At 62.0% G+C, this 12,938-nt stretch carries 13 protein-coding genes; 5 read left to right on the top strand and 8 right to left on the bottom strand.

The annotated features are described in order from the left end of the window. Positions 1-125 precede the first annotated feature (125 nt). From BUC40_RS22960 to BUC40_RS20630, 5 genes are all read left to right on the top strand, one after another. Positions 126-422: a hypothetical protein gene (locus BUC40_RS22960; RefSeq protein ID WP_167369185.1), complete on the top strand. Its 297-nt coding sequence runs from the start codon at positions 126-128 to the stop codon at positions 420-422. Beyond that, entirely contained in the window at positions 422-703 is a 282-nt protein-coding gene (locus BUC40_RS22810) for a hypothetical protein (protein WP_139272215.1), read from the top strand. Before BUC40_RS22960 ends, BUC40_RS22810 begins: the two co-directional genes overlap by 1 nt. 329 nt (positions 704-1,032) lie before the next feature. Further along, entirely contained in the window at positions 1,033-1,461 is a 429-nt protein-coding gene (locus BUC40_RS20640) for a hypothetical protein (RefSeq protein WP_073268346.1), read from the top strand. Between the two features lie 127 nt (positions 1,462-1,588). Further along, positions 1,589-1,897 (top strand): hypothetical protein, encoded by a 309-nt coding sequence (locus BUC40_RS22805; RefSeq protein ID WP_139272214.1) that lies wholly within the window; start codon positions 1,589-1,591, stop codon positions 1,895-1,897. Positions 1,898-2,045: 148 nt separating this feature from the next. Beyond that, positions 2,046-2,633: a LysE family translocator gene (locus tag BUC40_RS20630; protein WP_073268358.1), complete on the top strand. Its 588-nt coding sequence runs from the start codon at positions 2,046-2,048 to the stop codon at positions 2,631-2,633. A 589-nt stretch (positions 2,634-3,222) separates the two neighbouring features. On the opposite strand, the gene BUC40_RS20625 is transcribed toward BUC40_RS20630, so the two are convergent. From BUC40_RS20625 to BUC40_RS20590, 8 genes are all read right to left on the bottom strand, one after another. Beyond that, complete coding sequence (locus BUC40_RS20625; RefSeq protein WP_073268343.1) at positions 3,223-4,041, bottom strand: AraC family transcriptional regulator; 819 nt, start codon at positions 4,039-4,041, stop codon at positions 3,223-3,225. Positions 4,042-4,052: 11 nt separating this feature from the next. Beyond that, positions 4,053-5,690, bottom strand: coding sequence for a BatD family protein (locus BUC40_RS20620; RefSeq protein ID WP_073268341.1), 1,638 nt, complete (start codon positions 5,688-5,690; stop codon positions 4,053-4,055). Beyond that, positions 5,687-7,435: a VWA domain-containing protein gene (locus BUC40_RS20615; RefSeq protein ID WP_073268339.1), complete on the bottom strand. Its 1,749-nt coding sequence runs from the start codon at positions 7,433-7,435 to the stop codon at positions 5,687-5,689. The genes BUC40_RS20620 and BUC40_RS20615 overlap by 4 nt, the downstream gene beginning before the upstream one ends. Then, entirely contained in the window at positions 7,432-8,463 is a 1,032-nt protein-coding gene (locus tag BUC40_RS20610) for a vWA domain-containing protein (protein ID WP_073268337.1), read from the bottom strand. The genes BUC40_RS20615 and BUC40_RS20610 overlap by 4 nt, the downstream gene beginning before the upstream one ends. After that, a complete protein-coding gene (locus tag BUC40_RS20605; RefSeq protein ID WP_073268335.1) occupies positions 8,456-8,950 on the bottom strand; it encodes a DUF4381 domain-containing protein in 495 nt (164 codons plus the stop codon). The genes BUC40_RS20610 and BUC40_RS20605 overlap by 8 nt, the downstream gene beginning before the upstream one ends. Beyond that, positions 8,947-9,900: a DUF58 domain-containing protein gene (locus tag BUC40_RS20600; protein ID WP_073268333.1), complete on the bottom strand. Its 954-nt coding sequence runs from the start codon at positions 9,898-9,900 to the stop codon at positions 8,947-8,949. The genes BUC40_RS20605 and BUC40_RS20600 overlap by 4 nt, the downstream gene beginning before the upstream one ends. Continuing rightward, positions 9,900-10,859 carry an AAA family ATPase gene (locus BUC40_RS20595; RefSeq protein WP_073268331.1) on the bottom strand — a complete coding sequence of 320 codons (960 nt, stop codon included), beginning with the start codon at positions 10,857-10,859 and terminating at the stop codon, positions 9,900-9,902. The genes BUC40_RS20600 and BUC40_RS20595 overlap by 1 nt, the downstream gene beginning before the upstream one ends. A gap of 150 nt (positions 10,860-11,009) precedes the next feature. Further along, positions 11,010-12,893 carry a methyl-accepting chemotaxis protein gene (locus tag BUC40_RS20590; protein ID WP_073268329.1) on the bottom strand — a complete coding sequence of 628 codons (1,884 nt, stop codon included), beginning with the start codon at positions 12,891-12,893 and terminating at the stop codon, positions 11,010-11,012. Between the last annotated feature and the right edge of the window lie 45 nt (positions 12,894-12,938).

Here is a 12,938-nt window from a genome sequence, read left to right as displayed (position 1 = left end):
TTGAATTCTTCGGGGTAACGCTGGTTGCTCATGGCACCTCCTAGTGGGCCTCATTATGAGGCTTGGAGGTGTCTACGAAACTAGGGGCGATTCAATCTATTACTCTTTGTATATGCGTAAGCGCTGTGTCTATCAAAATTGCAACATGGTGGTTCGCCCTTGCCTTAATGCTTCCAATGATGGCGCTTGTATTTTATGCTCTAAAAAGAGTTTTAGATTTTGCAGAAAAAAACCCTCAAGCCGCCATCATGGATGGTGCTGAGTTTTTAGTTCACGAACAAATAATTCATGGAATAAAAGGTGATCGCCCAATTGATACAATCGTTACTGTCGATCATCAACCTGATATAGCCATTGATCCTCAAGATGCAGAAAACGAAGATCCTCCAATTACCTCCTCCCTTGAACAGGAGGGCAGATAATGGCTACGGCAAATTTCTATATGGTTTATATCAGGAAAAATTCTGATGCTACTCTTGAACAAATTGAAGATAAAATGAATCTTGCAAATGACTGGTATAGAGTTAACTCTGATTTGTGGATAGTCTATTCAACTAGTGATCCTGAGAAATGGTATAGCCGACTATCGCCACTTGTAAAAAAAGACGGCAATGTGTTTATTTGCAAGCTTGAAGTTAAAGACAGGCAAGGCTGGATGAATAGAACATTTTGGCGCTGGCTACGTCGTGAAAGTAAAATATAACAAGGCGCTCAAGTGTGTTCCGGCCTTTGGCCTCCACCGGACGCCCTAGAAAAAGGGGAAGATTTATTTATGGCGCAGGGCCGCTAGCCTAAAAGTAAATTTGTCCCCTTTTGCTTCAAGTTTGTGGTTTTACTGCGCAAAATTATTCCATGCGAATTGCTCGAAAAAGGGGGCGGATTTATTTATGGCACAGTGCTGTTGGTCTAAAATAAATCTGTTCCCTTTTCGTGTCGAAAGGCATATAAAAATGGTTCAATTCGCTCGCTCGGGATCGACTAAAATCGGAACCTTATCAAGCATTTAGAGTAGGCCAAATAGTAGAGTAAAAAATGATAGATAAAATACTGAAATTCATTGCGCCTTTTCTAGCGTCGCATTTACACAAGGGTCCAGTGTCTATTCATGGCGCATTAAAGGGAATGTCTTATGGACAGGCTGCTATTGCGTTTACGGTTTTTATAAATGACGCCGTCAATCAAAACTATTTTATGGCGGCTTTCACATTCATATTTCCAATCTTCATTGCTTTGGGGGCGGTCTTTGGGGTAATGGCCCAGCAAGAGAATAAAAACGGTAACCTTCTTGTCGTAGCAACCTTTGTATTTTTGCTCATAACCACTCTCCACTCAATCGCACTGTTCGTCTTTTTCTTTAGCTTCAACGCGTTTGCAGGCTTGGCATTCCTTCTTAGCTTTATTGCTATTTTTAATATTTTTGGTTTCGCCGCAAAAATCTACGGCGATCTATCAAAAGACTGAGGTAGTGCGGAGTGGCTCTAACGAAAAAAGGGCAGGTTTTTATGGTGCAGAGCCAGCAGGGCGTTAGAGTCATATGATTAGGCTTGTGTCCACAACTATGCCTCAGCCACATCCAGAGTTACTCTGGATGCCAACTCCCGCCTACACGATAGAGGCAATAGAAGTCGAATTAGCTTTATTTGAAGATGGTCATGTTGAGTTCTTAGTGCTCCAAATCGAGAATAAAGAATCTAGTCTGATTGCTCGCGACATATGGTGCTGCACGCTGGAGGATCTCATACATGAAACTAGCGTCTGCCACGGCGTGCCAGTGGACGCTTGGCACCTTGAGCCAACTTTTGAAGTTGGAAAAATAACTGAACTGCTCCTTGCTCTGGTTGAAGATCGCTCTCCGATACACGTGCCATTTATTAAGTCAGCCATCGCGTCACTTTAAGCTCCACACTCACTCATCGGATGATCGGCAAACGAAAAAACGCGGCCTAGCCGCAGTTTTCATTTCAGCGGGTGCAATTTTTTTCAATACGCCGGTTTGCTCGCTGCGTAACGTGCCTCACTCGATCAGCAGTGAGGTAGGCGTGATGATGAGTTTATATTTGTCCATGGCGGCGTTCGCGCTGGCCGCTTCCATTTCTCCCGGGCCGGTCAATCTGGTGTCGCTGAGCGCGGGTGCTCGTCATGGTTTGCGGGTGGCCATGGGGCATGTTGCTGGGGCGACCCTGGGCTTTACGTTGCTGCTGGTGCTGATCGGCCTGGGGCTGCATCAGTTGCTGGTGTTGTTGCCCTGGCTGACGGCGGCGATCCAGTGGGCTGGCGTGGCCTTTCTGCTTTATCTGGCCTGGCGCTTGGCGGTCGATAACGGCGCGTTGCACAGCGCTGATGGTGGGGCGGTTGCGTCTTTTGCTGGCGGCGCGTTGATGCAGTGGCTTAACCCCAAGGCGTGGCTGGCAGCGATTGCCGGTACTGGGGCCTTTGCCGCCGATGGTGATGCGGGGCGGGTATGGTTGTTTGCGGCGATCTACTGCGTGGTCTGTTATCTGTCGCTGGCTTGCTGGGCTATCGCCGGTACCTATTTGCAGCCGTATCTGCAGGCGCCGCAGCGGGTAAGGGTTTTCAATCGGGTGTTGGCGGGGTTGTTGGTGGCCAGTGCTGGGTATCTGGTGTTGGCGTAAGTCCGTTAGAGCCTGCGCATGATCTTTATGCTCGTGAAGCTGCAACTACAAGGCGGAAACGGACGGTCACCCGTGGGAGAGGCTTTAGCCTCGAGTTTTTTATTTAGGCAAACAAAGAGCTCGGGGCTGAAGCCCCTCCCACGAGATCGCGAACAGCACGGTAGGGCGTACTCGCGAAGCAGTACGCCGTTGCGGTGGTGTCAGGATCGGTATGAATTGGCGGATTGTTCGCTTCGCTCCTGAGTCCGCCCTACGAGTGAGAGCGCAAACAACACGGTAATGCTGGCGAACTCATTGTGGGAGCGGGCGGGGATGCCCAGTTCATGCCGTGATTTTTTCGCGGGCATGGCCCGCTCCCACAGGTAATCACCAGTCAATCCTATGGGAGCGACCGGCCGTCCCCGCCACTTAGCTGCCAAGGTCGACGAACCTGAGCTGAAAAATTATGAGCAGGTTCTTGGAGCGCCACAGAGCCGTAGCCCGCGGTTGAGCGTAGCGATACCCGGGGCACATTCGCGCGAGTGATTCCTGGGTATCGCTGCGCTCAACGCCAGGCTACGGGGTTGGCGCAGGCTACGGGTGGTTGTCGCTAGCCGCGGTATTGGCCGGGGGTAGCGGCGAGGAGTTGTTTGAAGGTGCGCTGAAAGTGCGCCTGGTCGGCGAAGCCGGCTTCCTGGGCGACTTCGGCCAGGGCTGCGCCGCTTTTCAGGCGGGCGTGGGCGAACTGGATGCGGCGGTTGAGCAGGTAGGCGTGGGGCGTCAGGCCGTAGCGCTGTTTGAAGCCGCGGATCAATTGCGACGGCGACAGTTGCGCTGTCTCGCACAGGGTGTCGAGACGCAGTGGCTCACCGCAGTGCTGCTCGATCAACTCGGCAGCCAGCTCCAGGCGCGGATTCAGGCTGTCGTCACGCTCGCCTTCGAGCGCCAGCCGCTGCAGAGCCAGGCCGAAGAATGCTTCGGCCTCGGCGCGCTTGTCGGCCGTGCCTGCCAATGGATCGAGCAGGCTGCGCCGCAATACCAGCAGGCCCTGATACAGCTCGGCATCGTCGCTGGCGATACAGGCGAAGCGCTGAAAATCGGCGGTTTCGGTCAGCCCCTGATCGCGCTGCAGCTCGCCCAGCCAATACGGGTCGACATACAGCATCAGATACGACCATTGCTGCCCGTCGATAGGGTTGCAGGCGTGCACGTCGCCGGGGTTCATCAGCACCACAGTGCCTTGGCTCACCTGACGATCCACCTCGCGGTTGCTGTAGGTGCTCTGGCCGCTGGTGATCGCGCCGATGGAAAAGAACGCGTGGCTATGTCGCCCGTAGCAAACCTGGCGGCCATCCTCGATGGAGCGCAACTCGATAAAGGGCAGGGCGGCGTCGCGCCAGAACTGGGGTGATGCGGGGCGAGCGTCCATGCGTTCTCCGTTCAACGCGGGTAGAGCGGCGGCAGCTGGCCGCCGTCCTGGCCGCTGTCCTGGGTTTTCTCCGCTGCCGGCAGCGCAACGATGGCCTGCCACAGCTGCTTGCCTTGCCAATTCTGACCGGCTTCGCTGTACAGCGCGCCATTTAGTCCGTCGAGGGCTTCGGAAAGCGGCGCAAAGCGGGCTGCCATGTCAGCCAGGGTTTCCGGTTGCTGGCGTGCCCAGGCATCGAGCGCTTGGCGTGTCGCCTGGCTGTCGTTGGCCAGGCAGGCACGCTTGAGGTCATCGAGCAGGGTGCGTGGGCTGGGGCCGACCTGGGCGCTGCGCTGCACGGCCGGCTGGCCGCGTGCATGCCACCACAGGCTGAAGCCGAGCAGGGTGGTCAGGGCGAGTAGCACCGTGCTCAGCTGCCATGGCCACAGCAGGGTGTCGTCGGCGGCGTTGCCGCGTGCACGTGGCTCTACGGGCTGGTCGACGCCAAGCGCTGGGTCTGCGGCCACATTCAGGGTGCGCCCCGGTAGGGTGCTGTGTTCCAGGCGATTCTCGTGGGTGTTCCACCACACCACGTCGACGGCCGGCAGCTCCAAGGTACCGGCCTTGCCTGCGACCAGCGCCTCACGTTCTTCACGGCTGCCGATCACACCGCGCTCGCTGTTTTGGTTGTTCAGCTGCGGCTGATCCGGGTAGCGGCGCAGGCCTTCGACCTTGGTCGCGGGCAGTGGCGGCAGCTGAGCGCTGGACAGGCCATCGGCCTTGACCATCAGGCTGCGGGTCAGCGAATCGCCGACCTTCACCTGGCCGGGCTCCGGGCTCCAGGCTTCGGCGAGGCTGAGGGCGCGGGCCGGCAGCCAGGGCGCGTCAGCCGGGTAGTCGGCTGGCTTGGCCTTCACCGTCAGGGGGATTTCCGGCGAGCGCACGCGGGTCACCTTGCCCGGCCGTGGCCCGAACGGCGTGTAGCCATTGCTGCTGCGGTCGGCCAGGGTGGCGCTGAATACTTGGCTGGGAATGGTCAGCTGCCCGCTTTTCTGCGGGAAGATGGCGTAGCGCAGTTCGATCACGCCGTGGCGTACGCCGCCGATGTCCTGCTCGTAGGTGCGTGGCTCGCCAAGCGACTCGACTCGCGCATCGGCAATTTCCAGCGGCGTCAGGCTGCTGTCGTCGTAGAGCGAAACCGAGTGGTAGATGCGCAGGGTCAGCACGCTTTGCGCCTGCACGTAGACGCTCTCATGATCCAGGCTGGCGTCGATGAATACCGGAGCCATTTGCTCGTCGGCATTCTGGCCCGTGGATTCGACCACATGCAGGCTGACCGGCTGGCTTTGCGAGTCGCCCAGGCGCAGCGGCGGAACGACCACGAAGCCGCTATGGCGTGGCTTGATGGTGACGATCCAGCGGGTACTGGCGCGCGCCTGGCCATCCAGCGTAGTCAGGCGGTTGACCTGGCGCGTGCCGAGCACGTCGAACAGCTCGTTGAGCGGCGTCAGGTCGGGCTTGCCGAACTCGGTGGCATCCGTCGATTCGAGGGTCAGGTCGAGGCTTTCGCCCAGGTTCAGCCGGCTGCGGTCGACGCTGGCGGTAAAGTCCTGCGCGCTGGCCTGAAATGCCAGCAAGCAGAAAAGCAGGGTGCAGAGCAGGCGGATCATCGGGTTTGTTCCTGACGCTGTTGCTGTTCATACCAGAATTTGCGGCGCAGCAATTCGCCCGGGTCGTCGGGAATCTGCCGCAGCCATTGTTCCAGAGCCTGGCGGCGCTCGCCATCGAGCGGCGCCTCGGCTTCAGGCGCATTGCCGCCGGTTGGCGCGGGCTCGCCGGCTTCGGCTTTTTCAGCCGGTTCGCTCGGCTGCCCCTGCTGGGCGGGTTTGTCTTCGCTTTGCTGTTGGTCTTCAGCCGTCGCTGGCTGTCCCTGGCTGTCCTGGCGCTCATCCTGGCTGGGAGCTGCGGACTGACCGGGTTGTTGTTGCTCCTCAGATTTGTCCTCGTCAGGCTGCTCGTCGGCCTCATTGGGCTGCTCGGCCTGTTTCTGTTCACGCTGGCGCAGCAGTTCCTCCACCAGTGCCTTGTTCTTGGCGGCCTGCTGCAGCTGCGGGTCGATCTCAAGGGCGCGCTCGTAGGCGTCGATGGCCGCTTCGAGTTCATTGCTGCGCGCCAGGGCATTGCCGCGGTTGTAGAGCGATCTGGCGCTGTCATCCCCGGCGAACTGTTCCGCCGCCGCGGCGTAATCGCCGGCCTCGTAGAGCGCCATGCCACGCCAGTGCGGATCTTCGAAGCGCTCGGCTGCTTCCTTGGCGCGCCCGGCTTCGAGCAGGCGCTGGCCCTGCTGATCGGCACGCAACCAGAGGTCATCGAAGCTCATGGCCATGCCGGATTGCGGGGTGCCGAGCAGCAACAGCGGCAGGCACAGCAGCCAACCGCGGCGCCCGGCGCAGGCGGCCAGCAGCAACAGCGGTAGCAGTAGCCAGTAACCCTGATCGGCCCAGCTGCTCAGCTGGGTCTTGTGGCCGTTGTCGCGCAGCTGCGTGGGGCCATCGAGCAGGCCGAGGCTGCGCAGGTCGCGATCATCGAGGCTGACGCTGCGGTACTGCGCGCCGATATCTCGAGCGAATTGCCGCAAGCCGGTGATATCCAGGCGCGGCATGAGGATGGCGCCTTGCTCGTCCTTCATGAACGTGCCGTCTTCCTGAACGATTGGCGCGCCTTCGCTGCTGCCTATACCAAGGATGCGCAGGCGGTTGCCGCGGTTGCCGAGTAGTTTGCCGATGGCGCCGCGTTCATCGTCGTCCAGGCTGCTGGTGATCAGCAGCAGGCGGCCCTGGCCCTGGGCGCCGCCCTTGAGCAAGTCGAGCGCCTTGGCCACTGCCAGATCGGCGCGCTTGCCCGGCTCGGGCATGATCGAGGGCTTGAGCGCTTCGAGCAGGTTGCGGCTGGTGCCCAGGTCATCGGACAGCGGCACCACGGTGTGTGCGCTGCCGGCGTACACCACGATGGCGGTCTGTGCGTCGCCGCGGGCCTGCAGCAGGTCGAGCAGTTTGCGGCGTGCCTGGGCCAGGCGGTTGGGGGAGGCGTCGCCTGCCAGCATCTGCGGCGTCAGTTCGAGTATCACTACCAACGGGTCTGCCGGCTTGGCGTCATTCTGTTCGACCCGCTGCCAGCTGGGGCCGACCAGTGCCAGCGTGGCCAGCAGCCAGGAGATAGCAAGGATCACCAGCGGCAGGCGGCTGCGCCGGCCTCGACCGCCGCGCAGCAGCGCCGCGTGAAAAGCCGGTGGCAGCAGTGATTGCCAACGGCCGCTGCGGGTTTCCCGGTGTGCTAGCAGCCACAGTAGCCAGGCGAGCAACGGCAGCAGCAACAGCCACCAGGGGCGCAGCAGGTGGGGCAGAAGTTCGCTCATGGCGCTTTGCGCCTCAGCCGTTGCGTGAGGGGCGCGGCCTGCTGGCGCAACTGCGGCCACAGGTTGCGCGCCACCAGGCCCAGACTGAGCAGCAGGGCAGCGGCCAGGGGCCAGGCGTAAAGGGCCTGGGCAGGGCGGGCCAGGGTCGGCTGCTGGGCGACGGGTTCGAGGCGGTCGAGGGTGGTTTCGATGGTTTTCAATTCGTCCTGATCGCGGGCGCGGAAGTATTCGCCGCCGGTGAGTTCGGCGATGGCGCGCAAGGTCGGCTCGTCCAGATCCACGCCCGGATTCAGCCCGAAGGCTGCGAAGTTGCCAGCCTGCTGCGGATCTGCACCAATGCCGATGGGGTAGATGGTCACGCCTTCTTCGGCGGCCAGGCGCGCGGCGGTCATCGGCTCGATCTGCCCGCCGTTGTTGGCGCCGTCGGTGATCAGTACCAGCACGCGGCTATCGGCGGGGCGCAGGCGCAAGCGTTTGACGGCCAGGCCGATGGCATCGCCGATTGCGGTGTTCTGCCCGGCGATGCCAATCACCGCTTCGTCGAGCCAGGTGTGTACGGTCTGCCGGTCGAAGGTCAGCGGCGCCTGCAGGTAAGCCTGGCTACCGAACAGGATCAGCCCGACCCGGTCGCCGGTACGGCCGTCGATGAATGTGCCGATCAGCGCTTTGACGAGGGTCAGGCGGCTGACGTCCTCATCTTCCAGGCGCATGTCGGCGTAATCCATGGAGCCTGACACATCCACGGCGATCAGCAGATCGCGCCCGCTGGCCGGCAGTGGCAAGGGCTCGCCAACCCATTCGGGGCGCGCGGCGGCGATCAACAACAGCAGCCAGAGCAGAGCGAAATGCATCTGCTTCTTCCAGGGCGGTAGCTGCAAGCGGGCACGGCGGCCAGAGAGGTTTTCCAGCTCGCCGAGAAAACTCACCTGTAGCGCCGCTTCGCCGCTGTCGGCAGCCGGCAGCCACAGGCGTAGCAGCCAGGGCAGCGGCGCGAGTACGAAGAGCCACGGCCAGGCGAACTCAAACATGCTTGCGGATCCAGATGGCGACAGCCTGGTGCAGGCCTTCGATGGCTTTGTCGTCGAGCGTGCATTGCGGCTTGTAGGCGCCCTCGACGAGGATCATCCAGCGCGTCAGCCCGGCGGCCGGGCAGCGGTTATCGAGAAATGCCAGCCAGGCGCGGCTGCTCAGGGTATGGCTGTGGCTGTCCGGGTAGCGCTCGCGGCACAGGCGCTTGAGCAGCCCGTTGAGCTGCTGCAGCCAGGGCCCGGCCGGGGTGCCGTCGTAGGGTTTGGCGAGGCGCTGCAATTCCTGCAGCGCCGCCTCGCGCAGCGGGTCAAGCGGTTGCTCCACCGCTTGCTTGCGCCGCGGTCTGGGCAGGCGCGGCAGCAGGCGCCAGGCTAGCCAGCCGAGCACCGGCAGCAGCAGTGCGAGCAGCCACCAGCCAGGCGCAGGCGGCCACCAGCCGATGGCATCGGGGGCGATCAGCGGTTCTAGCTGATCCAGCGGGTTCATACGGCTTTACCGGGGCGCAGGTTGTTCAGGTGCTCGTGCAGCTGATCGACCAGCTCGCTGGCGGTCGAAAGCGACAGCAGCGGCACGCCGAGCTTGTGCGCCAGACGTTGCCAGCGTGCCTGGCGCGCCTGGGCCTGGGCGCTATAGCTGTGTTGCAGGTTGGCGTCTTCGGTATCGACTTCCAGCTGGGCGTCACCTTCGGCGAAGCGCAGCAGACCGGAGGCGGGCAGGGCATGGTCGAGTGGATCGGAAATCGGCAGCAGCAACAGGTCGGTATGCCGGGCGAGCAACATCAGTTGCTGCTCGCTGCTATCGCTCAGGGTGCGCTCGTCGCAGAGAATTACCACCAGGCTACCGGGGCGCAGCACCTCGCGGGCACGGCGCAAGGCCAGGCCGAAGCTGTCACGGACCAGCGGTGTGTCGGCAGTCAGTGCCTGGTTGGCGCGGGCCAGGCGGCTGAGCAGTTGCAGCAGGCTTTGCTTGCTGCGCCGCGGTTTGATCTCGTGATTGTCCTGACTGCCGAATACCAGCCCGCCGATGCGGTCGTTGTGGCCCAGCGCGGCCCAGCCGATCAGCCCGGCCGCGCGGGCGGCGAGTACCGACTTGAACATCAGGCCCGAGCCGAAGAATAACTGACGGCTTTGCTCGACGAGCAGGTAGATGGGCCGCTCGCGTTCTTCGTGAAACAGCTTGGTGTGGGGCTCCTGGGTGCGTGCGGTCACGCGCCAATCGATGGTGCGCACGTCATCGCCCGCCTGATAAACCCGCACCTGATCGAAGTCAATACCGCGCCCGCGCAGCTTCGAATGGTGCAGGCCGATCAGCGGGCTGCGCCGCCCTGGCGTGGAGAACAGTTGCACCTCGCGCACGCGGTGGCGCATGTCGATCAGTTGCTTGAGATCGGTACGGATGCCCGCCTGCAGCTCAGGGTTATCCGCGTGCGGGAGCATCAGGCCACCGCGACCACGTCGAGAATGCGCTGCACCACGCGGTCCTGGTCGATGCCCGAGGCCTCGGCCTCGAAGGACAGGATGATGCGGTGGCGCAGCACGTCGAACAGCACGGCCTGGATGTCTTCAGGACTGACGAAATCGCGGCCGGCCAGCCAGGCGTGGGCGCGTGCACAGCGGTCCAGGGCGATGGAACCGCGTGGGCTGGAGCCGTGGGCGATCCACTCGGCCAGCTCGGCGTCGAACTTGCCGGGCGTGCGCGAGGCCATCACCAGCTGTACCAGGTATTCCTCCACCGCATCGGCCATATACAGGCCGAGGATTTCCTTGCGCGCGGAGAAGATCGCCTGCTGGCTGAGGCGGTGGTCCGGTTTGGCTTCGCCGTGCAGCGCTTCGCCGCGGGCCTGGGCGAGGATCTTGCGCTCCACGCTGGCGTCGGGGAAACCGATCTTCACGTGCATCAAGAAGCGGTCGAGCTGCGCTTCGGGCAGCGGGTAGGTGCCTTCCTGCTCGATCGGGTTCTGGGTGGCCATGACCAAAAACAGCGGCGACAGGTCGTAGGTGCTGCGGCCCACCGATACCTGGCGTTCGGCCATGGCCTCGAGCAGCGCCGACTGCACCTTGGCCGGCGCGCGGTTGATCTCGTCGGCGAGCACCAGGTTGTGGAAGATCGGCCCCTGCTGGAACACGAAGCTGCCGGTTTCCGGGCGATAGATTTCCGTGCCGGTAATGTCGGCAGGTAGCAGGTCGGGAGTGAACTGGATACGGTGGAACTCAGCCTCGATGCCTTCGGCCAGTTCCTTGATCGCCTTGGTCTTGGCCAGGCCGGGGGCGCCCTCGACCAGCATGTGGCCGTCGGCGAGCAGGGCGATCAGCAGGCGATCGATGAGCTTTTCCTGACCGAGAATCTGGCTGGCGAGAAAGTGGCGAAGAGCGAGCAGCGCGTCTCTATGTTCCATGGGGCTGTCCAGATACGAATCGCGAGCGACGAACCCCGCTCGGCAGGGCCGGCCATGATATCGAAGGCAGGGGCGTTAAGCCATGCGAGCCTGCTCGGGTCTGTGACCGGGTTGCCAGCCGCGACACCCTGATGCGCGGCTGGCACGGAGTCAGGCAATCCGGAACTGGTTGGCGCTGTGGTTGAGCGCTTCGACCTGGCGGGACAGGCCCTGGGTGTGCTCGCCCAGGCTCAGGCGCAGCATCTTGGTCTGGCCGGTGTGCAGGTTGATGTCCTCGACCTTGCTGGCGATTTCCTCGGTGCTGCCGGAAACCTGCTCGATGGCGACCACCACCTGGCTCATCTGCGCATTGAGCTGCTCCATGGAGTCGGTAATGCCCTCGATGGCGCTCGCCACCTCACCCGAACTGCGCTGGCCAGCTTCGGCCAGGCTCAGGCCGCTGGTCATCAATTGATCCATCTGCTGAGTCTGTTGCCGCAGTTCGTTGACGATGGCGGCAATGTCGGTGGTTGCCGACATGGTTTTCTGCGCCAAGGACCGGACCTCGTCGGCCACCACTGAGAAACCGCGGCCTGCTTCGCCGGCCCGTGCTGCCTCAATGGCGGCGTTGAGGGCCAGCAGGTTGGTCTGGTCAGCCAGGCCGTTGATTACGCCGATGATGCTGGTGACCTTGCCGCTGGACTGGGTGAGGGCGCTGACCTGGGCGTGAGTGTTCTGAATCAGCTGAGCCAGCTGATTCATGCTTGCGGCGCTGGCGTTGATCACGTTGCCGCCGTTTCGTGCTGCATCGTAGGCGCTTAGGGTAGCGTTGCCGACGTCGGCGGTGCGTTGCGCCATGTCGTTGAGCGTGGCGCTGATCTGCTGCGAAGCCGCCGCGGCCTGCTCAGTCTGCATTTCAACCTGTGTGCTGTTGTCGCCAAGCTGGCGCATGGAATCATCCAGGTGGGCGTGCAGGCGGTTGAGCTCGCCGTTGGCCTGTACCACCTGGGCGACGATGCGGCCGATGTCGCGGGTCATGCTGTTGGCAGCGTCGGCCAGCTGATTGAATTCGTCCTTGGTGTTGGTGCCGACCGGCAGCGTGCAGGTGAGATCGCCCGAGGCCACCTGGCTGAGCAGCCGGGTGACATTCTCCAGGCGCTTGACCAGGGTGCGCGAGGCTTGCAGCAGGGTCAGTGAGAGCAGGGCGGCGACGCCGGCGAAGCTCAGCCCCATCAACCAGAGCGAGGACACCCGTGCCTGCTTGGCGTCCTGGGCGCGCTGCAAGAGCAGGCCGTTTTGCAGATCGTCGGTCTGCGCCTTGACGCGGGCCTGCAGCTGTTCGCCGAGCTGGCTCAGCTGCGCATTGGTGGCGCCGAGCTGCTCGATGGTTTTCTGGGTGTCGGTGAAGGCCTGGCTGAACGACTTCACGGTCTTGCCGACCGGTGTATCAGCCCATTCCAGGTCGTCGATCTGCGCCTGCAGCTTCTTGATCGCCGTATGGGTCATTTCCGCGAACACCGGATCGCCGCTGGCCAGGTAATCGCGCTGGTTGCTCAGGGCGCTGCCGACTGCAGCCTTGATCATGTCGAAGCTGGTCGCTTCCAGCGCCTTGCTCTTTTCACTCATGGTCTTGCGCTGCCCTTCGAAGGGCGTCAGGCCAAGGGTCTGGTTAAGGCTCAGCAGGCGTCGCTGCTGGGCCACTTCCTGCTGCAGCACGGCCTGGATCTGCTGCGCGTATTCCAGCGTATGGGCATCGCCGAGCGTCTGGGCCTGAGCGGGCAGCCCGTCGGCCAGTGCCTGCAGTTCGTCCAGCCCGGCTGCGAAGGCCGCCTGGTTGTCGGGCGTCAGCTGCTGGCGCAGCGCGTTGCTGCGCCACCACTGGTTCATCAGCGTGGTGCTGGCGTTGACGTAGGCAGCTGCCTCTTCGCGCGCCTGCAGCGAGGTGTTGAGCCGCTGGCTGGCCCAGAACGAAGCAGCCATCAGCAGGGCCAAGCTGGCCAGGGTGATCAGGATCAGCAGACGAAGCTTCTGCTTCCAGGAAAGCAATAGGCGCATGGGACAGTCCGTTTGTATTGTTTTTATTGACGCCAGACTTTAGGC

The sequence above is a fragment of the Phytopseudomonas punonensis genome (assembly GCF_900142655.1).
Classification (GTDB): Bacteria; Pseudomonadota; Gammaproteobacteria; order Pseudomonadales; family Pseudomonadaceae; genus Aquipseudomonas; species Aquipseudomonas punonensis.
The sequence above is the reverse complement of the archived record's forward strand: the minus strand, read 5'-3'. Positions and strand labels throughout refer to the sequence as shown.

Excerpts from the sequence above, each read along its gene's own strand:
- BUC40_RS22810 (WP_139272215.1), top strand. The coding sequence starts at position 422 with ATGGCTACGGCAAATTTCTATATGGTTTATATCAGGAAAAATTCTGAT.
- BUC40_RS20640 (WP_073268346.1), top strand. The coding sequence starts at position 1,033 with ATGATAGATAAAATACTGAAATTCATTGCGCCTTTTCTAGCGTCGCAT.
- BUC40_RS22805 (WP_139272214.1), top strand. The coding sequence starts at position 1,589 with ATGCCAACTCCCGCCTACACGATAGAGGCAATAGAAGTCGAATTAGCT.
- BUC40_RS20630 (WP_073268358.1), top strand. The coding sequence starts at position 2,046 with ATGAGTTTATATTTGTCCATGGCGGCGTTCGCGCTGGCCGCTTCCATT.
- BUC40_RS20625 (WP_073268343.1), bottom strand. The coding sequence starts at position 4,041 with ATGGACGCTCGCCCCGCATCACCCCAGTTCTGGCGCGACGCCGCCCTG.
- BUC40_RS20620 (WP_073268341.1), bottom strand. The coding sequence starts at position 5,690 with ATGATCCGCCTGCTCTGCACCCTGCTTTTCTGCTTGCTGGCATTTCAG.
- BUC40_RS20615 (WP_073268339.1), bottom strand. The coding sequence starts at position 7,435 with ATGAGCGAACTTCTGCCCCACCTGCTGCGCCCCTGGTGGCTGTTGCTG.
- BUC40_RS20610 (WP_073268337.1), bottom strand. The coding sequence starts at position 8,463 with ATGTTTGAGTTCGCCTGGCCGTGGCTCTTCGTACTCGCGCCGCTGCCC.
- BUC40_RS20605 (WP_073268335.1), bottom strand. The coding sequence starts at position 8,950 with ATGAACCCGCTGGATCAGCTAGAACCGCTGATCGCCCCCGATGCCATC.
- BUC40_RS20600 (WP_073268333.1), bottom strand. The coding sequence starts at position 9,900 with ATGCTCCCGCACGCGGATAACCCTGAGCTGCAGGCGGGCATCCGTACC.
- BUC40_RS20595 (WP_073268331.1), bottom strand. The coding sequence starts at position 10,859 with ATGGAACATAGAGACGCGCTGCTCGCTCTTCGCCACTTTCTCGCCAGC.
- BUC40_RS20590 (WP_073268329.1), bottom strand. The coding sequence starts at position 12,893 with ATGCGCCTATTGCTTTCCTGGAAGCAGAAGCTTCGTCTGCTGATCCTG.